Source organism: Kitasatospora sp. NPDC017646 (genome assembly GCF_044329365.1).
GTDB lineage: Bacteria > Actinomycetota > Actinomycetes > Streptomycetales > Streptomycetaceae > Kitasatospora.
The window spans coordinates 146,094-166,557 of record NZ_JBIRJC010000010.1 but is presented as its reverse complement, the minus strand read 5'-3'; the positions used below and the strand labels follow the sequence as shown (position 1 = coordinate 166,557).

At 72.9% G+C, this 20,464-nt stretch carries 21 protein-coding genes; 17 read left to right on the top strand and 4 right to left on the bottom strand.

Annotated elements, in window-relative coordinates; translation table 11 throughout:
- Positions 1 to 132: 132 nt before the first annotated feature.
- Complete coding sequence (locus ACH4J0_RS18305) at positions 133 to 1,002, bottom strand: 3-hydroxybutyryl-CoA dehydrogenase (RefSeq protein WP_396241216.1); 870 nt, start codon at positions 1,000 to 1,002, stop codon at positions 133 to 135.
- Between the two features lie 308 nt (positions 1,003 to 1,310).
- On the opposite strand from ACH4J0_RS18305, the gene ACH4J0_RS18300 reads away from it, so the two are divergent.
- On the top strand, positions 1,311 to 2,129 hold the full coding sequence (locus tag ACH4J0_RS18300) for an SDR family NAD(P)-dependent oxidoreductase (RefSeq protein WP_396241214.1): 819 nt from the start codon (positions 1,311 to 1,313) through the stop codon (positions 2,127 to 2,129).
- 48 nt (positions 2,130 to 2,177) lie between these two features.
- On the opposite strand, the gene ACH4J0_RS18295 is transcribed toward ACH4J0_RS18300, so the two are convergent.
- A complete protein-coding gene (locus tag ACH4J0_RS18295) occupies positions 2,178 to 3,080 on the bottom strand; it encodes a polysaccharide deacetylase family protein (protein WP_396241212.1) in 903 nt (300 codons plus the stop codon).
- Between the two features lie 205 nt (positions 3,081 to 3,285).
- On the opposite strand from ACH4J0_RS18295, the gene ACH4J0_RS18290 reads away from it, so the two are divergent.
- Positions 3,286 to 4,173 (top strand): SAM-dependent methyltransferase, encoded by an 888-nt coding sequence (locus tag ACH4J0_RS18290; protein ID WP_396241210.1) that lies wholly within the window; start codon positions 3,286 to 3,288, stop codon positions 4,171 to 4,173.
- Between the two features lie 169 nt (positions 4,174 to 4,342).
- Entirely contained in the window at positions 4,343 to 4,849 is a 507-nt protein-coding gene (locus ACH4J0_RS18285; protein WP_396241208.1) for an FBP domain-containing protein, read from the top strand.
- 12 nt (positions 4,850 to 4,861) lie between these two features.
- Here the strand turns inward: ACH4J0_RS18285 and ACH4J0_RS18280 are convergent, their stop codons facing one another.
- A complete protein-coding gene (locus tag ACH4J0_RS18280; RefSeq protein WP_396241206.1) occupies positions 4,862 to 5,236 on the bottom strand; it encodes an RNA-binding S4 domain-containing protein in 375 nt (124 codons plus the stop codon).
- Between the two features lie 58 nt (positions 5,237 to 5,294).
- A complete protein-coding gene (locus tag ACH4J0_RS18275) occupies positions 5,295 to 5,699 on the bottom strand; it encodes a VOC family protein (RefSeq protein WP_396241204.1) in 405 nt (134 codons plus the stop codon).
- An 81-nt stretch (positions 5,700 to 5,780) separates the two neighbouring features.
- Between ACH4J0_RS18275 and ACH4J0_RS18270 the strand changes: the two genes are divergently transcribed.
- The 14 genes from ACH4J0_RS18270 (at position 5,781) to cbiE (ending at position 20,258) form a co-directional block, all read left to right on the top strand.
- Positions 5,781 to 6,992 (top strand): methyltransferase, encoded by a 1,212-nt coding sequence (locus ACH4J0_RS18270; RefSeq protein WP_396241202.1) that lies wholly within the window; start codon positions 5,781 to 5,783, stop codon positions 6,990 to 6,992.
- A 146-nt stretch (positions 6,993 to 7,138) separates the two neighbouring features.
- Positions 7,139 to 8,167, top strand: a complete 1,029-nt coding sequence (gene argC / locus ACH4J0_RS18265; protein WP_396241200.1) for an N-acetyl-gamma-glutamyl-phosphate reductase — start codon at positions 7,139 to 7,141, stop codon at positions 8,165 to 8,167.
- Between the two features lie 17 nt (positions 8,168 to 8,184).
- A complete protein-coding gene (argJ, locus tag ACH4J0_RS18260; RefSeq protein WP_396241420.1) occupies positions 8,185 to 9,333 on the top strand; it encodes a bifunctional glutamate N-acetyltransferase/amino-acid acetyltransferase ArgJ in 1,149 nt (382 codons plus the stop codon).
- Between the two features lie 152 nt (positions 9,334 to 9,485).
- Complete coding sequence (gene argB, locus ACH4J0_RS18255; RefSeq protein ID WP_396241418.1) at positions 9,486 to 10,361, top strand: acetylglutamate kinase; 876 nt, start codon at positions 9,486 to 9,488, stop codon at positions 10,359 to 10,361.
- Positions 10,358 to 11,563: an acetylornithine transaminase gene (locus ACH4J0_RS18250; protein ID WP_396241199.1), complete on the top strand. Its 1,206-nt coding sequence runs from the start codon at positions 10,358 to 10,360 to the stop codon at positions 11,561 to 11,563. The genes argB and ACH4J0_RS18250 overlap by 4 nt, the downstream gene beginning before the upstream one ends.
- Before the next feature lie 23 nt (positions 11,564 to 11,586).
- Positions 11,587 to 12,135: an arginine repressor gene (locus tag ACH4J0_RS18245; protein WP_350741532.1), complete on the top strand. Its 549-nt coding sequence runs from the start codon at positions 11,587 to 11,589 to the stop codon at positions 12,133 to 12,135.
- Positions 12,136 to 12,248: 113 nt separating this feature from the next.
- Positions 12,249 to 13,676, top strand: coding sequence for an argininosuccinate lyase (gene argH / locus ACH4J0_RS18240; RefSeq protein WP_396241197.1), 1,428 nt, complete (start codon positions 12,249 to 12,251; stop codon positions 13,674 to 13,676).
- A 109-nt stretch (positions 13,677 to 13,785) separates the two neighbouring features.
- Positions 13,786 to 14,043 carry a hypothetical protein gene (locus ACH4J0_RS18235; RefSeq protein ID WP_396241195.1) on the top strand — a complete coding sequence of 86 codons (258 nt, stop codon included), beginning with the start codon at positions 13,786 to 13,788 and terminating at the stop codon, positions 14,041 to 14,043.
- A gap of 255 nt (positions 14,044 to 14,298) precedes the next feature.
- A complete protein-coding gene (locus ACH4J0_RS18230; protein WP_396241193.1) occupies positions 14,299 to 14,802 on the top strand; it encodes a GNAT family N-acetyltransferase in 504 nt (167 codons plus the stop codon).
- 553 nt (positions 14,803 to 15,355) lie between these two features.
- Entirely contained in the window at positions 15,356 to 16,381 is a 1,026-nt protein-coding gene (locus ACH4J0_RS18225) for a methionine ABC transporter ATP-binding protein (RefSeq protein WP_030286283.1), read from the top strand.
- A gap of 5 nt (positions 16,382 to 16,386) precedes the next feature.
- Entirely contained in the window at positions 16,387 to 17,121 is a 735-nt protein-coding gene (locus ACH4J0_RS18220; protein ID WP_396241416.1) for a methionine ABC transporter permease, read from the top strand.
- A gap of 58 nt (positions 17,122 to 17,179) precedes the next feature.
- On the top strand, positions 17,180 to 18,004 hold the full coding sequence (locus ACH4J0_RS18215; protein WP_396241191.1) for a MetQ/NlpA family ABC transporter substrate-binding protein: 825 nt from the start codon (positions 17,180 to 17,182) through the stop codon (positions 18,002 to 18,004).
- 199 nt (positions 18,005 to 18,203) lie between these two features.
- Positions 18,204 to 18,869, top strand: coding sequence for a GNAT family N-acetyltransferase (locus tag ACH4J0_RS18210; RefSeq protein ID WP_396241189.1), 666 nt, complete (start codon positions 18,204 to 18,206; stop codon positions 18,867 to 18,869).
- Between the two features lie 132 nt (positions 18,870 to 19,001).
- Positions 19,002 to 20,258 carry a precorrin-6y C5,15-methyltransferase (decarboxylating) subunit CbiE gene (gene cbiE / locus ACH4J0_RS18205; protein WP_396241187.1) on the top strand — a complete coding sequence of 419 codons (1,257 nt, stop codon included), beginning with the start codon at positions 19,002 to 19,004 and terminating at the stop codon, positions 20,256 to 20,258.
- Positions 20,259 to 20,464 lie beyond the last annotated feature (206 nt).

The following is a 20,464-nucleotide window of genomic DNA, read 5'->3' as shown; positions in this document are numbered from 1 at the left end:
GCCCCAACCCCCCCCCCCCCGGCCCGCGGCGGCCGGGGCGGCGGGCGGGCTAAATCCCGCGGGGGCGGGCCCCCCCCGGGGGGGGCCCCCCCCCCCCCCCCGGGGGGCCCCCCCCGCCCCCGTCGTCGAGGCTCAGGCGCTCGCGGTGTAGTCGTAGAAGCCGCGGCCGGACTTGCGGCCCAGCAGACCGGCGTCGACCATCCGGGACAGCAGCGGCGGAGCGGCGTACAGCGGCTCCTTGTACTCGTCGTACATCGACTCGGCGATCGAGACGATGGTGTCCAGGCCGATCAGGTCGCACAGCCGCAGCGGGCCCATCGGGTGGGCGCAGCCGGCCTCCATGCCCTTGTCGATGTCGGAGGCGGTGGCCACGCCCGACTCGAACATCCGCACCGCGGAGAGCAGGTACGGCACGAGCAGCGCGTTCACCACGAAGCCGGCCCGGTCACGGGCGCGGATCGGCTCCTTGGCGAGCACCTGGGAGGCGAAGGCCTCGACCCGCTCGGTGGTGGTGGCCGAGGTGGTCAGGGTCGGGATGACCTCGACCAGCTTCTGCACCGGCGCCGGGTTGAAGAAGTGCAGGCCGATGACCTGCTCCGGGCGGGAGGTGGCGGCGGCCAGCTTCACGATCGGGATCGAGGAGGTGTTGGAGGCCAGGATCGCGTCGCGGCGCTCGATCACCCGGTCCAGGGTCTCGAAGATCCTGACCTTGATGTCCTCGCGCTCGGCGACCGCCTCGACCACCAGGTCGCGGTCGGCGAAGTCGGACAGCTCGACGGTGAAGGACAGCCGGGACAGCGCCTCGTCCCGCTGCTCCGGGGTCAGCTTGCCGCGCTTGACCGCCGTCTCAAGGGAGTTGGTCAGCCGGGTGCGGCCGAACTCCAGCGCCTCACCGCTGGCCTCCGACACCATGACGTCCAGGCCGGCCCGGGCGAAGACCTCGGCGATGCCCGACCCCATCAGGCCGCAGCCGACTACTCCGACGCGCGCGATGTCACTCACTCAGTTGCCCTTCGGTGGTGCTGGGGGTCGCCCAGCGAACTGGTGGCCCAGCGAGCTGCTGGTCAACGGGTCGGTGTACCGGAATGGGTGCACCGGTCACCGCCTCGACGACGTTACTACTCCGTACCGGCGAGTAGGTCACCCCCTCCCCGGCGCGGTGCCGGCGCGCCGCCCGGCGCGGGGCTCGCGCGGACGGGCCCTCCGAACGGGTGAGGCCGCGCCGCGCGCGGGTGTGCCCGGGGGCCGTGGCCCCTGCGCGCCCGACAGAATGCCGCAAGCGGGGGCCGGGGACGGGAAGGGAGCACGTGGTGCCGACGGGAACGCTTACAGGGCAGGTCGCCCTGGTCACCGGCGCCGGCAGGGGCATCGGCCGGGAGATCGCCATCGGGCTGGCCGCCGAGGGCATGGCCGTCGGCCTGGTCGGCCGCACCCACGACACGCTGACCACCACCCTCAAGGAGTGCGTCAGGCACGGCTCCCGGGGCGTCGCCGTCACCGCCGACGTCTGCCGCCACGGCTCGGTGCGCGAGGCCGTCCGCCTGATCGAACGCGACCTCGGCCCGATCGACCTGCTGGTCAACAACGCGGGCTCGGTCGACGGCGCCGAGGTGCCACTGTGGGAGACCGACCCCAACCAGTGGTGGCAGGTGATCGAGACCAACCTGCGCGGCCCCTACAACCTGCTGCGCTGCGTCCTGCCCGGCATGGTCGCCCGCCGCGGCGGCCGGGTGGTCAACCTCAACACCGGATTCGCGCTGCGCCCGAACGGCGACTACACGGCGTACGCGACCTCCAAGGGCGCGCTGCTCCAGCTCTCCGACAACATCGCGGACTCGCTGGCCCGGCACCACGTCGTGGTGCTCGACGTCAGCCCCGGTGCGGTGGCCACCGACATGACCGCCGGGATGCCGATGTTCCGGGACAGGAAGACCTGGGACTCCGTCCCGTACGTGGTCGCGGTCATCGTGGACGCCGCCCGCGGCCGCTTCGACGCGCTGCACGGGCGGTTCGTCCACGCCGGACGGGACGACCTGGAGGAGCTGGTCCAGCGGGCCGACGAGATCCGGGCGAAGGACGCCCGGACGCTGCGGCTGCGCCCGTACAAGGACGACGATCCGATGGCCTGACCGGTCCGGTCCACCGGCGCGGATGGGACCGGTCAGCCGGTCAGCCGGTCAGGCGCACAGCTGGCTGGCGGTGACCGGCTTGAGCCCCGCCTTGGCCAGCCCGTCCAGGATGGCCGGCAGCGCGTCGATGGTGCACTGGTGGCCCATGTGCAGGGCCACCACCGAGCCGCCGCGCACCGCGCCCAGCACCCGGCGCTGCAACTCGGCGGCGGTCGGGTCGGTGTAGTCGCGCGGGTCGACGTCGAAGGACAGCACGTGCTCGTAGCCGACGGCCCTGGCCTGCTGGGTCACCATCGAGGTGGCGTACTGCGCGGCGGAGGGGCGGAACCAGCGGCCGATCGAGCCGGTCAGCGCCTTCAGCCGGTCGGCGCACTGGGCGATCTCGGCGCGGGCCTGATCCGGGGTCATCGCGGAGATGTCGAGGTGGTTCTGGGTGTGGTTGCCCAGCTCGTGGCCGGCGTCCAGGATCCGCCGGGCCATCTGCGGCTGCTGGTCCAGCCAGCTGCCGACCGCCATCACGGTCAGCTTGGCTCCGCGCCGCTCGGCGGCCTCCAGCAGGGCGGTGGCGAGCGTCGGGTCGCCGCTACCGTGGCAGGTGAGCGCCACGTTCTTGCCGGTGCGCGGCCCGTGCACCACCTCGTACGGCGTGCCGGCCGCCAGCGGCGCCAGCACGGGCGGGGTCGGCGGGGTGGACGGCTGGGCGGCGGTCGGGACGGCCGTGGCGGTGGGCGCCGGGGTGGCCGGGGCGGGGGAGTCGGGACCCTCACCGCCTTTCCAGGCCGGGTCGGTGGTGTGCTGGGGGTCGACACTGCCGGGGTGCGCGGCGAGCGCCGCCCCGGGCTCGGCGCGGCGGGGCGTGCCGCTGCCGCAGGACGTGAGGAGCCCCGCGGAGGCGGACAGGGCGGCCAGCTTGGCAGCGGTGCGCAGTACGGTGCGGCGGTCGGCAGTCATCGGCAGCCAGCATAGAGAGGGCGGCCTCCCCGGGCGATCCGGCGCCGCCGTCCGCACTATCTTTGACGTGCACACACTCCCTTTCGGGGTGTTGCGTAAACCTGAACTCCCGCTGTTTCCATGGCGTGCCGTTGGATACGATCACGGCGCACCGCGTGTTACGGGGCAGTAGGCACATTCCGGCATTGCGCATTGGGGGCGGAACATGATGCACGAGGACACCGCGGCCGTCGACCGGGACGCCCGCACCGGATGGGAGTGGGCCAGAGCCGACGACTGGCAGCCGCCGAGCGAGCTCGACACCGGCGTCCCGCACACCGCCCGGATGTACGACTACTACCTGGGCGGCAAGGACAACTTCGAGGCGGATCGCAGGGCCGCCCAGGCCGCGATAGCCGCCTACCCGGCGCTGCCGCTGCTGGCCCGCACCAACCGGCAGTTCCTGGGCCGGGCCGTCGAGTTCGCGGCGGGCCGGGGGATCCGCCAGTTCGTCGACATCGGCACCGGGATCCCGGCCGTGGGCTCCACCAGCGAGGTCGCCCGGCGGGTCGCTCCGGACGCCCGGGTGGTCTACGTGGACAACGACCCGATCGTCGCCACCCACGCCCGCGCCCTGCTGGCCGGCCGCCCGACCGGGCACACCTCGGTGATCGAGGCCGACCTGCGCGACCCGGAGGCCATCCTCCGCCACCCGGCGCTGGCCGCCGCCGTCGACCTCTCCCGGCCCGTCGCGCTGATGCTGGTCGCCGTGCTGCACTTCATCCGCGACGAGGAGGGCGCCGAGCGGATCGTCCGCACCCTGCGCGAAGCGCTCGCCCCCGGCAGCGCCCTGATCCTCTCCCACGGCAGCCCCGACTTCGCCTCCCGCGAGAGCGCCGCCGAGGGCGCCCGGATCTACAGGAGCGCCAGCGCCCCGCTGGTGCTGAGGCCGCGGGCGGGCGTCGAACCCTTCTTCGGCGACTTCGAGTTCGTCGGACCGGGGCTCGTCCAACTGCCGCTCTGGCGCCCCACCGCGGGCCACATCCGCACGGCCGAGCTGCCGGAGGGCTGGCAGGACGTCTCCGCCTACGCGGGCGTCGCCATCAAGGCGTGACTGACCGAACCAAGGCGTGACCCGACGGCGGGTCCCGGCGCCCCCTCCGGCGCCGGGACCGGCCGAGGCAGACCGCGGCCGGGCGGCTCGCCCTGCAGACCGCCCATCCGGTGCGTACCGGGAGAAAATGACGCGACGGTGCCGGGCGGGCGGTGTTAGCTTCCGCGTCATGGAACCCCTCGGCGACCCAGAGATCCGCGCGTCCTTCGTCAACTGCTCCAAGGGCGAGGCCCGTCGGCTCAACCTGCCCCGGGGCCTGGCCGAACTGCCGTGGGAGAGCCTGGACTTCCTCGGCTGGCGGGACCAGGGCGCGCCCGACCGGGCGTACCTGGTGGCGCCGTACGGGGGCGAGCTGGTCGGGGTGACGCTGCGGTCGCCGATGGTCCGGCGCAGCCTGACCAAGACCAACGTGTGCTCGCTGTGCATCAGCGCGCACGCCGGGTCGGGCGTCGCGCTGCCGGCCGCCCGCCGGGCCGGGGCCTCCGGGCGCGAGGGCAACACCGTCGGCACGTACATCTGCGCCGACCTGGCCTGTTCGCTCTACGTCCGCGGGCTGAAGACGTCCACCCTGGTCACCCGGCCCAACGAGTCGCTGCCGCTGGAGGACCAGGTCGCCCGTACGGTGCTCAACCTCGACGCCTTCCTGGCCCGGGTGCTCACCGACACGGCCGCGTAGCGCGACCGCCGACTACCGTCCGCGCAGCTGGTCCAGGTCACGGCGCTCCCGCTTGGTCGGGCGCCCCGCGCCGCGATCCCGCTCGAAGGCCGGTGCCGTGAACTCGCGCGGCGGTCGCGGCGGGCTGTTGTCGACCAGGCACTCCGCCGCGACCGGGGCGCCGACCCGCTTGCGGATCAGTTTCCGCACCTCGACGACCCGCTCGTAGCCCTCCTCGCGGACCCGGACCTCGTCCCCGGGCTTGAGCGTCTGCGCCGGCTTGGCCCGCTCGCCGTTCACCCGCACGTGCCCGGCCTTGCAGGCGGCCGCGGCCAGCGAGCGCGTCCTGGCCAGCCGGACGGACCAGATCCAGACGTCCACCCGCACGCTTCCCTCGTGTTCAGCCATTCCCGGAGCCTACCCAAGCCCCGTCCCGAGCCGCGCCGTACGTCATGCCGAGCCGCGACTACGCCGCCGTGGGCGCCTCCTGGACCGCCCAGCCGTTGCCGTCCGGGTCGTTGAAGAACACGAAGTTGTTCCAGTCCTCGCCGTGCCCGTTCACTCGTGCTCCCGCCACGAAGTGCTGGACCGGGCTGACCTCGACGCCGCGCGCCGCCAGCTCCGCGTGCGCCTTCTCTATGTCGGCCACCACCAACTGGAGCCCCTTCACCGAGCCGGGCGCCGAGTCGATCACCCCGGTGCCCACCACGATCGAGCAGCGCGAACCCGGGGGAGTCATCTGCACCACCCGGACCCCGTCGCGCAGCCGGGTGTCGTGGTCCACCGTGAAGCCGGCCTGCTCCTCGTAGAACAGCTTCGAGCGGTCGACGTCGGCCACCGGGACCACCACGACTTCGAGCTTCCAGTCCATCGCCCTCACCCCTCTCGGTCGGGCACTTCCAGTATCTGCCCGAACCGTTCCCCGGCGGGCTTCGGATAGCCTGAGAACACGATGAATCCGCAGACCACGCCCGCCGCGTCCGCGCCGGCCACCTCGTTCGCCACGCCCTGGGGCACCCTCGACCTGACCCGTTTCCCGGCGGACCCGCGCGAGCGGCTGCGGGCCTGGGACGCCGCCGACGAGTACCTGCTGCGCCACCTCGCCGGCGAGGCCGACAGCGCCGACGGCGTCGCCACCGAGCTGGCCGGTCGCCGGATCACCGTCCTCGGCGACCGCTGGGGCGCGCTCACCACCGCGCTGGCGCCGTACGAACCGGTCCAGATCACCGACTCCCACCTCGGCCGGCAGGCCACCCGGGAGAACCTCGCCCGGGCCGGCGCCGCCGCCGACGAGGCCCGGCTGCGCACCACCCGGGACACCCCGCCGGAGCGGATCGACGTCCTGCTGGTGCGCGTCCCCAAGAGCCTGGCCCTGTTGGAGGACCAGCTGCACCGGCTGGCCCCGGCGATCCACCCCGGCACGGTCGTGGTCGGCACCGGCATGGTGACCGAGATCCACACCTCCACCCTCCAGCTGTTCGAGAAGGTCCTCGGCCCGACCCGCACCTCGCTGGCTGTCCGCAAGGCCCGGCTGGTCTTCTGCACCCCCGACCCGGCGCTCGACCCCGGCCCCAGTCCGTGGCCGCACCGCTACGCGCTGCCGCCGGACATCGGCCCCGCCGCCGGCCGTACGGTGGTCAACCATGCGGGCACCTTCTGCGCCGAGCGGCTCGACATCGGCACCCGCTTCTTCCTGGCCCACCTGCCCACCCCCGCCCCCGGCGACCGGGTGGTCGACCTCGGCTGCGGCAACGGCGTGGTCGGTACGGCCGCCGCGCTGGCCGGGCCGGGCGCCGAGCTGGTGTTCGTGGACGAGTCCCACCAGGCGGTGGCCTCCGCCGAGGAGACCTTCCGCACCAACCTGGGCCCGGACGTGCCGGCCGAGTTCCGCACCGCCGACGCGCTCGACCCGGCGGTGTTCGCCGCCGGCTCGGTGGACCTGGTGCTCAACAACCCGCCGTTCCACTCCCACCAGGCCACCACCGACGCCACCGCCTGGCGGATGTTCACCGGTGCCCGGCGGGCGCTGCGGCCCGGCGGCGAGCTCTGGGTGGTCGGCAACCGGCACCTCGGGTACCACGTCAAGCTGCGCAAGCTCTTCGGCAACTGCCAACTCGTCGCCGGGAACCCCAAGTTCGTCGTGCTGCGCGCGGTCAAGCGGTAACGCTCAGTGGGGCGCCGCCTCCACCCGGGGCCCGTCCGCGACGACCACGTCGATCCCCGAACCCGTCGCGCCCGCCCGGACTCCGTCCAGTCTTGCATGGATTTTCCCTCCCGCGTATATTCATGCCACGACGAAGGAGGAACGCCATGGCATTGCGAGTCGCCGTCGCCGGCGCGAGCGGATACGCGGGTGGCGAGGTGCTGCGCCTGCTGCTCGGCCACCCCGAGGTGGAGATCGGGGCGCTGACCGGCGGCTCGAACGCGGGCACCAGACTGGGCGCGCTGCAGCCGCACCTGATCCCGCTGGCCGACCGCGTCCTCGAAGCCACCACCCCCGAGGTGCTGGCCGACCACGACGTGGTGTTCCTGGCGCTGCCGCACGGCCAGTCCGCCGCCGTCGCCGAGGCGCTCGGCCAGAACGTCCTGGTGATCGACTGCGGCGCCGACTTCCGGCTCAAGGCCGCCACCGACTGGGAGCAGTTCTACGGCACCGCCCACGCCGGCACCTGGCCCTACGGCCTGCCCGAACTCCCCGGCCACCGCAACGCGTTGAAGGGCAGCAACCGGATCGCCGTGCCCGGCTGCTACCCGACGGCCGTCTCCCTGGCGCTCTTCCCGGCGTACGCGTCCCGGCTCGCCGAGCCGGAGGCCGTGGTGGTCGCCGCGTCCGGCACCTCCGGCGCGGGCAAGGCCGCCAAGACCCACCTGCTCGGCAGCGAGGTCATGGGCAGTGTCAGCCCGTACGGCGTCGGCGGCGTCCACCGGCACACCCCGGAGATGGCGCAGAACCTCACCCCGGTCGCCGGCGAGCCGGTGACGGTCTCCTTCACCCCCACCCTCGTCCCGATGCCGCGCGGCATCCTCGCCACCTGCTCCGCCAAGGCGAAGCCGGGCGTGAGCGCCGAGAGCCTGCGCGCCGCCTACGCCGAGGCCTACCAGGACGAGCCCTTCGTCCACCTGCTGCCCGAGGGGCAGTGGCCGCAGACCAGCAGCGTCTACGGCGCCAACACCGCCCTGGTCCAGGTCGCCCTGGACGCCACCGCCGGGCGGATCATCGCGATCAGCGCGATCGACAACCTCGTCAAGGGCACCGCGGGCGGCGCGGTGCAGAGCATGAACATCGCCCTCGGCCTTCCCGAGGAGCTGGGTCTTCCCCTGAACGGAGTCGCACCGTGACCACCCCGAACACCGGCGTGACCGCCGCCAAGGGCTTCCGCGCCGCCGGCGTGACCGCGGGCATCAAGGCCTCCGGCACTCCGGACCTCGCCCTGGTGGTCAACGACGGCCCCTCGTTCGCCGCGGCCGGCGTCTTCACCGCCAACCGGGTCAAGGCCGCGCCCGTGCTCTGGTCCCAGCAGGTCCTCAAGGGCGGTCGGGTCTCCGCCGTCGTCCTCAACTCCGGTGGCGCCAACGCCTGCACCGGCCCGGCCGGCTTCCAGGACACCCACGCCACCGCGGAGCACGTCGCCGCGGAGCTGGGGCTCAGCGCCGGCGAGGTCGCCGTCGCCTCCACCGGCCTGATCGGCGTCCGGCTACCGATGGACGTCCTGCTGCCCGGCGTCACCCTGGCCGCCGGGCAGCTCAGCGAGACCGGCGGCGAGGCCGCCGCGATCGCCATCAAGACCACCGACACCGTCCACAAGACCGCCCGGTTCACCAGCCCGGCCGGCTGGACGGTCGGCGGCATGGCCAAGGGCGCGGGCATGCTCGCCCCCAGCCTGGCCACCATGCTGGTCGTGCTCACCACCGACGCCGACCTGGACGCCGCCGACCTGGACGCGGCGCTGCGCGGCGCCACCCGCACCACCTTCGACCGGATCGACTCCGACGGCTGCATGTCGACCAACGACACCGTGCTGCTGCTCGCCTCCGGCGCCACCGGTATCACCCCGGACAGGGCCGAGTTCGCCGAGGCCGTCCGCACCGTCAGCGCCGACCTGGCCCGCCAGCTGATCGGCGACGCCGAGGGCGCCAGCAAGGACATCCGGATCGACGTCACCGGCGCCGCCACCGAGGACGAGGCCGTCGAGGTCGCCCGCACGATCAGCCGCAACAACCTGCTCAAGTGCGCCATCCACGGCGAGGACCCCAACTGGGGCCGGGTGCTGTCCGCGATCGGCACCACCAGCGCCGCCTTCGACCCCGACCGGCTCGACGTGGCCATCAACGGCGTCTGGGTCTGCAAGGACGGCGGCGTGGGCGAGGACCGCGAGCTGGTGGACATGAAGGCCCGCGACGTCGTCATCACCGCGCACCTCAACGCCGGTACGGCGAGCGCCTCGCTGTGGACCAACGACCTCACGGCCGACTACGTCCACGAGAACAGCGCCTACTCCAGCTGATCCGCCTAGCTGCTGAGCCACTGATCCGCCGGTCCACTGATCCACCGGCCCGCGGGCCCGCTGATCCGCGACATCCGTTCCGACGAGGGAATCCCGTGCAGATCGCACCCAAGGGCGAACAGGCCCGCAACAACACCGCGTTGCCCAAGGCCATGACGCTGATCGAGGCGCTGCCCTGGCTGGAGCGCTTCCACGGCAAGACCATCGTGATCAAGTTCGGTGGCAACGCCATGGTCGACCAGAGCCTCAAGGCGGCCTTCGCCCAGGACGTCGTCTTCCTCCGCTACGCCGGACTCCACCCCGTCGTGGTGCACGGCGGCGGCCCGCAGATCAGCGCCCAGCTGGACAAGCTCGGCCTGGAGTCCAACTTCACCAACGGCCTGCGCGTGACCACCCCCGAGACCATGGACGTGGTCCGGATGGTGCTCGCCGGCCAGGTCCAGCGCGAGCTGGTCGGCCTGCTCAACGAGCACGGTCCGTTCGCCGTCGGCATGACCGGCGAGGACGCCCACACCATGACGGCCGTCAAGCGCTACGCCGTGGTCGACGGCGAGCAGGTCGACATCGGCCTGGTCGGCGACATCGTCAACATCGAGGCGGGCGCGGTGAAGGCGCTGATCGCCGACGGCCGGATCCCGGTCATCTCCTCGATCGCCCGCGGCGCCGACGGCCACGTCTACAACATCAACGCCGACACCGCGGCCTCCGCCCTGGCGGTCGCCCTCGGCGCCGAGATGCTGGCGGTGCTGACCGACGTCGAGGGCCTGTACAAGGACTGGCCGAGCTCCGACGACGTGATCAGCCAGCTCAACGCCAGCGAACTGGAGGCGCTGCTGCCCGGTCTGGCCAGCGGCATGCTCCCCAAGATGGAGGGCTGCCTGCGCGCCGTCCGCTCCGGCGTGGGCACCGCCCGCGTGCTGGACGGCCGGGTGCAGCACAGCCTGCTGCTGGAGATCTTCACCGACGAGGGCATCGGCACGATGGTCGTGCCGGACGACGAACCGACCGTGACCGGGGGACTGGCATGACGCACAACGAGCAGCTCACCGACCGGTGGCAGCACACCTTCACCGACAACTACGGCACGCCGCGGATCCCGCTGGTGCGCGGCGAGGGCGTCAAGCTCTGGGACGCCGACGGCAAGGAGTACACCGACCTGCTCGGCGGCATCGCCGTCAACGCCCTCGGCACCGCCCACCCGGCGGTCGTCGAGGCCGTCAGCAAGCAGATCGCCACCCTCGGCCACGTCTCCAACCTGTTCATGGCCGAGCCGACCATCGCCCTCGCAGAGCGGCTGCTCCGGCTGGACGGCCGGGAGGGCGGCCGGGTGTTCTTCTGCAACTCCGGCGCCGAGGCCAACGAGGCCGCCTTCAAGATCAGCCGGCGCACCGGCCGCACCCACCTGGTCGCCCTCCAGGGCGGTTTCCACGGCCGGACCATGGGCGCGCTCGCGCTCACCGGCCAGCCCGCCAAGCAGGACCCCTTCCGCCCGCTGCCCGGCGACGTCACCCACGTCCCGTTCGGTGACGTGGAGGCGCTGCGCGCCGCCGTCACCACCGAGACCGCCGCCGTCTTCCTGGAACCGGTCCAGGGCGAGAACGGCGCGATCCCGCTGCCCGACGGCTACCTGGCGGCCGCCCGCGCGATCACCCGGGCCACCGGCACCCTGCTGGTCCTGGACGAGATCCAGACCGGCATCGGCCGCACCGGGCACTGGTTCGCCCACCAGGCCTTCGAGGGCATCGAGCCGGACGTGGTCACCCTGGCCAAGGCGCTCGGCGGCGGCCTGCCGATGGGAGCGGTGCTGGCCTTCGGCGAGGCCGCCGAGCTGCTCACCCCGGGCCAGCACGGCACCACCTTCGGCGGCAACCCGGTGGCCGCCGCGGCCGGACTCGCGGTGCTGGACACCATCGAGTCCGAGGGCCTGCTGGAGCACGCCCGCAAGATCGGCGACCGGCTGCGGCACGGCATCGAGGCGATCGGCGACCCGCTGGTCTCCCACGTGCGCGGGTCCGGACTGCTGCTCGGCATCGTGCTCACCCGGCCGGTCTCCGCCCGGATCCAGGCTGCCGCCCAGCAGGCGGGCTTCCTGGTCAACGCGGCCGTCCCGGACGCCGTACGGCTGGCGCCGCCGCTGGTGCTCACCGAGCAGGAGGCGGACGCCTTCCTCGCCGAGCTGCCGGGCATCCTCCGGACGGTGCGCGAGAGCGCCCCGGCCGATGCGAGTTGACCGCCGTCCGGGAGAATAATCACATGACCGATTCCCGCTCCGGCTCGTCCGCCGCCGGCCCGACGCCGCAGGTCCCGCAGACCCGCACCGCGCGCCACCGGCGGATCGTGGACCTGCTCACCCGCCAGCCCGTGCGTTCGCAGAGCCAGCTCGCCAAGCTGCTCGCCGACGACGGACTCGTGGTCACCCAGGCCACCCTCTCCCGGGACCTGGACGAGCTGGGCGCGGTCAAGATCCGCAACCGGGACGGCGCACTGATCTACGCCGTCCCGGCCGAGGGCGGCGACCGCACGCCGCGCGCGCCGATGGGGGAGTCGGCCAGCGAGGGCCGGATGGCCCGGCTGGCCGGCGAGCTCATGGTCTCCGCCACGGCCTCGGGCAACCTGGTCGTGCTGCGCACCCCGCCCGGGGCCGCGCAGTTCCTCGCCTCGGCGATCGACCAGGCCGAGGTGTTCGAGATCATCGGCACCATCGCGGGTGACGACACCGTGCTGCTGATCAGCCGCGACCCCGCCGGCGGCCAGGCGCTGGCCGACCACCTCATGCAACTCGCCCAGGCCAAGGCGCAGTAGCAACCGTCCGACCCGAACCCCTGCTGCGGGAGCCCCGCGGCAGGGGTTTTGTGTTTCATACGGCGTCATGCATACTTATGCCACCCGCTGCACAAGTGTAAGGAGCCACCGCGATGACCGCCCAGCAGTCCTCCGACGTCCGCCTCTGGGGCGCGCGCTTCGCCGACGGCCCGTCCGAGGCGCTGGCCAGGCTCTCGGCCTCCGTCCACTTCGACTGGCGCCTCGCGCCGTACGACATCGCCGGCTCCAAGGCCCACGCCCGGGTGCTGCACAAGGCCGGCCTGCTCTCCGACGAGGAGCTGGCCGGCATGCTGGCCGGCCTCGACCAGCTGCTCGCCGACGTCCAGGCGGGCACCTTCGTCGGCACCGTCGCCGACGAGGACGTCCACACCGCCCTGGAGCGCGGCCTGCTGGAGCGCCTCGGCGCCGACCTCGGCGGCAAGCTGCGGGCCGGGCGCTCGCGCAACGACCAGATCGCCACCCTGTTCCGGATGTACCTGCGGGACCACGCAAGGACCATCGGCGGCCTGCTGCTCGACCTCCAGCACGCCCTGGTCGGCCTCGCCGAGGCGCACCCGGACACCGCGATGCCGGGCCGCACGCACCTCCAGCACGCCCAGCCGGTGCTCTTCGCCCACCACGTCCTCGCGCACGTGCAGGCCCTCGGCCGGGACGCCGAGCGGCTGCGCCAGTGGGACGCCCGCACCGCCGTCTCCCCGTACGGCTCCGGCGCGCTCGCCGGCTCATCGCTCGGCCTGGATCCGCAGGCCGTCGCCGCCGACCTCGGCTTCGAGGGCGGCTCGGTCGGCAACTCCATCGACGGCACCGCCTCGCGCGACTTCGTCGCCGAGTTCGCCTTCGTCACCGCGATGATCGGCGTCAACCTCTCCCGGATCGCGGAGGAGGTGATCATCTGGAACACCAAGGAGTTCGGCTTCATCACCCTGCACGACGCCTTCTCCACCGGCTCCTCGATCATGCCGCAGAAGAAGAACCCGGACATCGCCGAGCTCGCCCGCGGCAAGTCCGGCCGCCTGATCGGCAACCTCACCGGCCTGCTGGCCACCCTCAAGGCGCTGCCGCTCGCCTACAACCGGGACCTCCAGGAGGACAAGGAGCCGGTCTTCGACTCCTGCGACACGCTGGAGGTGCTGCTGCCCGCGTTCACCGGGATGATGGCGACCCTCACCGTGCACCGGGAGCGGTTGGAGGAACTGGCCCCGGCCGGCTTCTCGCTCGCCACCGACATCGCCGAGTGGCTGGTCAAGCAGGGTGTGCCGTTCCGGGTCGCGCACGAGGTCGCCGGAGCCTGCGTCAAGGTCTGCGAGGCCGAGGGCATCGAGCTGGGGGACCTGACGGACGAGCAGTTCGCCTCGATCTCCGAGCACCTGATCCCCGAGGTCCGCTCGGTGCTCAGCGTGCACGGCGCCATCGCCGCCCGCAACGGGCGCGGCGGCACCGCCCCCTCGGCCGTCGCGGTCCAGCTCGCCGAGGTGAAGGCGGACCTGGCGCGGCAGCAGGAGTGGGTCGCCCAGGGCTGATCCCTGGGGATTGCGGAGGAGGGGCGCGGCGGGTCGACCGGCGCGCCCCTCCCGCGTGTGCGCCCCGGTCCGGGCGTAACCGGCCCCGCCCGGGCCCGTCATGCACGGTGTGTGCACCGCCCTTCCGCCCGTCCCGTCCGCCGAGGACGTCTACCTCGCCGAACACCGCCGCCGCGTGGTCCGTGAGACCGTCGCCGCCCTGCCAGGCCGCTGCCCCCAGCTGATCGCCGCCCTCGCCGAGGACCCGCCACCCACCTACCGGGAGCTCTCCGAGCGCCTCGGCATGCCGCGCGGCTCCATCGGCCCCACCCGCTCCCGCTGCCTGGCCTGCCTGCGCCTGCTCCTCCACGCCGAGCGCTACCCCTGACCTCGCCCGCCCGGCTCCACTCGCGCTCCGTGACCGCCTCCCCGCCCCCGCGGCCACCCCGCGGGGCCACCGCGCCCCCACCCCCACCGCGGCGTGACCCTTGCCACGTCTGCCCCTCCGAAGGTTGAGAGAACCTGACACCCGGGTAGCACGCTGGCGAACGCCACTCTTGACGGTGGCGCATACGCTCGGATACTGAGCGTGAGCGCGCCACCCTCTGCGCGCCGGGCACGACGACTGGGGAGGCCCCTCCACATGGGCATGAGCGTGATCATCTCGGCCGCTGCGGCCGAGGATGCGGAGCAGATCCTCAAGCTCCAGTACCTGGGCTACCAGCCCGAGGCGGAGCTGTACGGCGACTGGGCGATCGAGCCCCTGACACAGAGCCTGGAGAGCCTCCGCACCGAACTGGCCGAGCAGCACGTCCTCGTCGCCCGCCTGGGCGACGAGGTGGTGGGCGCCGTCCGCGGCCACGTCGACGCCGGGGGCATCGGCCGGATAGGGCGTCTGGTGGTCCACCCCCGGATGCAGCGGCACGGCCTGGGCGGCCGGCTCCTGGAGGCGCTGGAGCGCCGGATGGCCGAGGGCGACCGCCCGGTGACGGCCTACCGGCTGTTCACCGGCCACCGCAGCCTCGGCAACCTGCGGCTGTACGCCCGCCAGGGCTACCGGCAGACCGCCGTCGAGCAGGTCAGCAGCCGACTGAGCTTCGTGCACCTGGAGAAGCCGGTCGCGACCCCGCTCGCCGCGACCGCCTGAGCCGCGCCCGTCCCGGGCTTCCTCGACGCCGCCACCATTCGGACGCCCCGGTGGCGGCGTCGAATCGTGTCACCCCAGGTCAGAGCGGCAGGTGTCCGCAATGCGGACATTCGCCGTCGAACAGTTGGGTGCAATTCGACTCATCTGTTTTACTGGCTCACATGACTGCGACGACGAACTGGACCCCCACCGGCACGCTGCCGGCAGGTGAGCGTGCCATGTGCCGTCGAATGTGTCACTGCTGAGGGCCACCGCCCCCGGGCACCCCGTCGAGGGTGCCTCCCCCCTCGCGCCCCGAAGCGAGACTCCGGCGCCGCTCCCGCCCGTGTGAGCGCGCCGTCCTCCCGGAACCCTCCCCTCCGGCGTGCCCGTCCACCGGCGGCTCGTCGGTGACTCGTCAGGGCCACGCCGTCGCGCGGCCCGGTCGTTCGACGGCCACGAGCAAGGGGTTGGCCACTCCGGATCCCCCTGGTGAGGCGTCGTAGGACACCGCCGACCGCACCCCGGTCGGCCGGTCGACACCGCCGCCCGCCCCCGACCCACGGAAGCCGCTGTGATCACCACCACGGACCTGACCAAGGTCTACCGTTCCCGAGGCCGCGAGGTGACCGCCCTCGCCGGCGTCGACCTGCACGTCCGCCCGGGCGAGGTCTACGGAGTCGTCGGCACCAGCGGTGCCGGAAAGTCCACCCTCATCCGCTGCGTGAACATGCTGGAGCGACCGACCTCCGGCACGGTCACCGTGGACGGGGTCGAGCTCACCGCGCTGTCCGGCGGCGAGAACCGGGCCGGCAAGGACCTGCGCGAGGCGCGCCGCCGGATCGGCATGGTCTTCCAGCACTTCAACCTGCTCTCCTCCCGCACGGTGCAGCAGAACGTCGAACTGCCGCTGGAGATCATCGGCCTGGACCGCACCCAGCGTCGCCGCAAGGCCGCCGAACTGCTGGACCTGGTCGGCCTCGGTGACAAGGCCCGCAGCTACCCCAACCAGCTCTCCGGCGGCCAGAAGCAGCGGGTGGGCATCGCCCGCGCCCTGGCCGGCGACCCCAAGGTGCTGCTCTCCGACGAGGCCACCTCGGCGCTCGACCCGGAGACCACCCGCTCGATCCTCAAGCTGCTGCGCGACCTCAACCAGCAGCTGGGCCTGACGGTCCTGCTGATCACCCACGAGATGGACGTCATCAAGTCCGTCTGCGACTCCGCCGCCCTGATGCGCGGCGGCCGGGTGGTGGAGTCCGGCGAGCTGACCGACCTGCTGGCCGAGCCCGGCTCGGAGCTGGCCCGGGAGCTGTTCCCGCTCAGCGAGTTCGGCACCGGCCACCCCGGCACCACCGTCCTGGAGATCACCTTCCAGGGCGACACCCCGGCCCAGCCGTTCGTCTCCCAGCTGGCCCGCACCTACCAGATCGACATCAACATCCTCGGCGCCGCCGTGGAGACCATCGCCGGCCGGATGGTCGGCCGGATGCGGGTCGAGCTGCCCGGCGGGCACCAGGACAACGTGGTGCCGATCGGCTACCTGCGCGAGCAGGGCCTCCAGGTGGACGTGATCGGCACGGCGAACGGAGCGGCGGCATGAGTGGCCTGAGCTGGGACCAGATGCAGGAGCTGATGTGGCCCGCCACCCAGGAGACCTTCCAGATGGTCGGGCTCGCGACGGTCTGCACCGTCCTGCTCGGACTGCCCATCGGCGTGCTGCTGGTGCTCACCTCCAAGGGCGGGGCGCTGCAGAACCAGCCGGTGAACAAGGTGCTGGGCGCGATCGTGAACCTCGCCCGCTCGTTGCCGTTCATCATCCTGATGATCGCGCTGATCTCCTTCACCCGGTGGCTGACCGGCAACTCCCTGGGCTGGCAGGCCGCGACCGTGCCGCTGACCGTCGGTGCGATCCCCTTCTTCGCCCGGCTGGTCGAGACCTCCGTCCGTGAGGTCGACCGCGGTCTGATCGAGGCGGTCCAGGCGATGGGCGGCAGCACCTGGACGCTGGTGCGCAAGACGCTCGTCCCCGAGGCCCTGCCCGGCATCGTGGCCTCCGTCACCACCACGGTCATCGCACTGATCGGCTACTCGGCGATGGCCGGCACGGTCGGCGGCGGCGGCCTCGGCGACCTCGCCTACCGGTACGGCTACCTGCGCTTCGAGACCACCTTCATGTGGATCATCGTGGCCGAGATCGCGGTCATCGTCACCGTGATCCAGCTGGCCGGCGACCTCGCCGTGCGACGGCTGGCCAACCGGGGCCGCGGCGGCGGACGAACCCGCCTGCTCCGCCCGCGCGCCTCCGCCCCGGCCCCCGACGAGGACCTCGTCGCCTCCTAGACCTCCCTCGTCCGACCTCCGGACGCGGCTCCCCGCATCACGCAGAAAGGCACTTTTCGTGCGCAACGTTGTGAAGTTCACCAGTGTCCTCGCCACCGCCGGCCTCGCCCTGTCGCTGGCCGCCTGCGGCAGCTCGGGCTCGTCCTCCACGGACCCGAACGCGCCGCTGAAGGTCGTCGCCAGCCCCACCCCGCACGGGCAGATCCTCAAGTTCGTCAACGACAACCTCGCGGCGAAGGCGGGCCTCAAGCTCGACATCAAGGAGGTCACCGACTACGTGACCCCCAACACGGCGGTGCAGGACGGTTCGGCCGACGCCAACTACTTCCAGCACGTCCCGTACCTGGATGACTTCAACAAGAAGAACGGCACGGACATCGTCTCGGTCGGGACCGTCCACCTGGAGCCGCTGGGCGTCTACTCCAAGAAGGTCAAGTCGATCAACGACCTGCCGTCCGGCGCCACCATCGGCCTGCCGAACGACGCCACCAACGAGGGCCGCGCGCTCAAGCTGCTCGCCGACAACAAGCTGATCACCCTCAAGGAGGGCGCCGGCACCGCCGCCACCCCGGCGGACGTGACGGGCAACCCGAAGAACCTCAAGTGGAAGGAGCTGGAGGCCGCCCAGCTGCCCCGCTCCATCGCCGACCTCGACGCCGCGGTGATCAACGGCAACTACGCGCTCGACTCCGGCCTGAAGCCGGCCACCGACGCCCTGGTGCTGGAGAAGGCCGAGGGCAACCCGTACGCCAACATCCTCGCCGTCAAGAAGGGCAAGGAGAACGACCCGCGGGTGAAGAAGCTGGCCGAGCTGCTGCACTCCGACGAGGTCAAGAAGTACATCGACGACACCTTCCAGGGTTCGGTCGTCCCGGCCTTCTGATCGTCGTACGGACGTACCCCGTCGCGCCCGACCGGGCCCCCGCCGCACTTCGGCGGGGGTCCGGTCGGGCAGTATGCACCAGGGACACCACGGCAGACCGGGTTCTGACGTACCGTCGTGCGGGCGGCGCACCGAGTGGTACCCGGCGCACGCCGGAGGCGTACGGTGTTGTGTTCACGACCCGGCGAGGAGAGACGGCATGGCAGCGAGCTTCCCCGAGACCGCCATCAGCACCGAACGGCTGCTGCTGCGTCCCCTTGCGGAGGACGACGCCCCCGGCCTGGCCACCATGATGGCCGACGACCTCGTCCTCGCCTGGACGGACCTCCCGCACCCCTTCACCGAGGGCTACGCTGCCGAACTCGCCCGCACCCTCGCCCCCGCCCACCGCGCCGACGGGCGCGGCATCGTCTTCGCCGTCACCGAGCACCTCACCCAGCGCCTGGTCGGCCTGGTCGAACTGCGCAACACCGACTGGCGGCTGCGCAGCACCGAGATCTCCTACGTCACCGCCCCCTGGGCCCGCGGCGAGGGCTACGCCCCGGAGGCCGTCCTCGGCGTCGCCCAGTGGCTGTTCGAGGACCGCGGCTTCCTGCGCCTGGAGATGCGCACCGCCGCCGGGAACACCGCCGCCCAGCAGGTCGCCCAGAAGATCGGCGGCATCAGCGAGGGCGTGCTGCGCAGCGCCTGGATAGTGCGCGGCGAGTCCGGCGAGGGAGTGGTGGGGGCACCTCCCGGCCGCCGGGCCGGGGGAGAGAGCCGCAGTGACCTGATCCTGTGGAGCCTGCTCCCGGAGGACCTGGAGTCGCCCGAACTGCACCGCGACGGCTGGCACGGCGACCACCGCTACGTGCTGCACGACTGAGCGACCGTCCGGCCAGCCGCCCGGCGCGGACATGTGTGCGAGATGTCGGCCTCCGGGCGGTCGCACCCGGTAGCCTCTCCACCGGCGCCGTACACGTGGGTGCCGCACCGAGTCGAGGGAGAACGGCCGCAGATGGCTGACCGGATCACGGTCATCGGGTGGGACGGTACGCCGCTGACCGAGGCCGCCGGTGCGGCCCTCGCCGCGGCGACCCTGGTGGCCGGAGCGCCCTACCAACTGGACGCCCTTCCGGTGCCGGAGGACGCCGAGCGGATCACCCTCGGCAACATCCAGCAGGCCGCCCGTACGATCGCCGAGCACCGCGGCGCCGCCGTCGTGGTCGCCGAGGGCGACCCGGGCTTCTTCGGCGTGGTGCGCACCCTGCGCCGCCCCGAGTACGGCCTCGAACTCGAAGTCCTGCCCGCCGTCTCCTCCGTCGCCACCGCCTTCGCCCGGGCCGGCATGCCCTGGGAGGACGCCCAGGTGGTCAGCGCCCACGGGGGTCGGCTGCGCCGCGCGGCCAACATCTGCCGGGCCCACCCCAAGGTCGCGGTGCTCACCGCCCCGGGCGCGGGCCCGGGCGAACTCGCCCTGATGCTGCGCGGGGTGCACCGGACCTTCGTGGTCTGCGAGGCCCTCGGCACCCCGGAGGAGGACGTCACCGTCCTGACCTCCGACCGGATCGCCGACCACGTCTGGCGCGACCCCAACGTGGTGCTGGTGATCGGCGGCGGCGCCCAGGCCGGCGCGGTCGGCGAGGCGGCCGGCTGGCTGGCGGGGCGCCCGGTCGGCTACCCCGGCGCGGAACGCGGCTGGGCGCTCCCCGCCGACGCCTACGCGGGCGCCGGGCGCACGGAGGGCGAGCCGGGCGCATCGGAGGCGTTGCCCGCGCACGTGCGCGCCCTGGTGCTGGCCCGTCTGGGTGCACGTCCGGGGGACCTCGTCTGGTCGGTCGGCGCGGGCAGCGGCGCGCTCGCGGTGGAGGCGGCCCGGTTCGGGGCCGCGGTGGTCGCGGTCGAGGCCTCCCGCTCGGCCTGCGCCCGGCTGACCGTCAACGCCCGCCGGTACGGGGTCGAGGTGGAGACCGTGTACGGGCAGGGCCCCGAGGTGCTGGGCGGACTGCCGGAGCCGGACGCCGCGGTGGTGGAGTCCGGCGGGCCCGAGGTGGTGCGGGCGGTGCTGGCCCGCAAGCCGGAGCGTTTCGTGGCGCTGGCGCGGACCTTCGCGGAGGCGGAGGAGATCCACCGGGCCATCGTCGGGGCCGGCTACCGGGCGGACGGCGCGTTGCTGCAGTCCACCCCGCTGCGGGCCGCCGAGGAGGTGGGCGGACTGTCGCTCGGGGCGGGCGCGGGCGGCGCGTTGCTGCTCTGGGGTGAGCAGATCGTGTGAAGGCCTCGGGTGCGCGCCGGGGCCGGTGGGCGGCCGGGCGGTGATCCAGGTCGCATCCGGACACCGATTCGAGAGGTCGCCGCGCCGGGCCGGTAATGTGGCGTCCCAGGCGGCTGCAGCCGTCGGCGACCTGCCCGATTCGGTCGGTTTGTCACCTTTTTGACGTGGTGCAACCCGGTTCCGCTCGGAGTGTGGGCAATTCGACG

Excerpts from the sequence above, each read along its gene's own strand:
- ACH4J0_RS18295 (WP_396241212.1), bottom strand. The coding sequence starts at position 3,080 with ATGACTGCCGACCGCCGCACCGTACTGCGCACCGCTGCCAAGCTGGCC.
- ACH4J0_RS18290 (WP_396241210.1), top strand. The coding sequence starts at position 3,286 with ATGATGCACGAGGACACCGCGGCCGTCGACCGGGACGCCCGCACCGGA.
- ACH4J0_RS18285 (WP_396241208.1), top strand. The coding sequence starts at position 4,343 with ATGGAACCCCTCGGCGACCCAGAGATCCGCGCGTCCTTCGTCAACTGC.
- ACH4J0_RS18280 (WP_396241206.1), bottom strand. The coding sequence starts at position 5,236 with ATGGCTGAACACGAGGGAAGCGTGCGGGTGGACGTCTGGATCTGGTCC.
- ACH4J0_RS18275 (WP_396241204.1), bottom strand. The coding sequence starts at position 5,699 with ATGGACTGGAAGCTCGAAGTCGTGGTGGTCCCGGTGGCCGACGTCGAC.
- ACH4J0_RS18270 (WP_396241202.1), top strand. The coding sequence starts at position 5,781 with ATGAATCCGCAGACCACGCCCGCCGCGTCCGCGCCGGCCACCTCGTTC.
- argC (WP_396241200.1), top strand. The coding sequence starts at position 7,139 with ATGGCATTGCGAGTCGCCGTCGCCGGCGCGAGCGGATACGCGGGTGGC.
- argB (WP_396241418.1), top strand. The coding sequence starts at position 9,486 with ATGACGCTGATCGAGGCGCTGCCCTGGCTGGAGCGCTTCCACGGCAAG.
- ACH4J0_RS18250 (WP_396241199.1), top strand. The coding sequence starts at position 10,358 with ATGACGCACAACGAGCAGCTCACCGACCGGTGGCAGCACACCTTCACC.
- ACH4J0_RS18245 (WP_350741532.1), top strand. The coding sequence starts at position 11,587 with ATGACCGATTCCCGCTCCGGCTCGTCCGCCGCCGGCCCGACGCCGCAG.
- argH (WP_396241197.1), top strand. The coding sequence starts at position 12,249 with ATGACCGCCCAGCAGTCCTCCGACGTCCGCCTCTGGGGCGCGCGCTTC.
- ACH4J0_RS18230 (WP_396241193.1), top strand. The coding sequence starts at position 14,299 with ATGGGCATGAGCGTGATCATCTCGGCCGCTGCGGCCGAGGATGCGGAG.
- ACH4J0_RS18210 (WP_396241189.1), top strand. The coding sequence starts at position 18,204 with ATGGCAGCGAGCTTCCCCGAGACCGCCATCAGCACCGAACGGCTGCTG.
- cbiE (WP_396241187.1), top strand. The coding sequence starts at position 19,002 with ATGGCTGACCGGATCACGGTCATCGGGTGGGACGGTACGCCGCTGACC.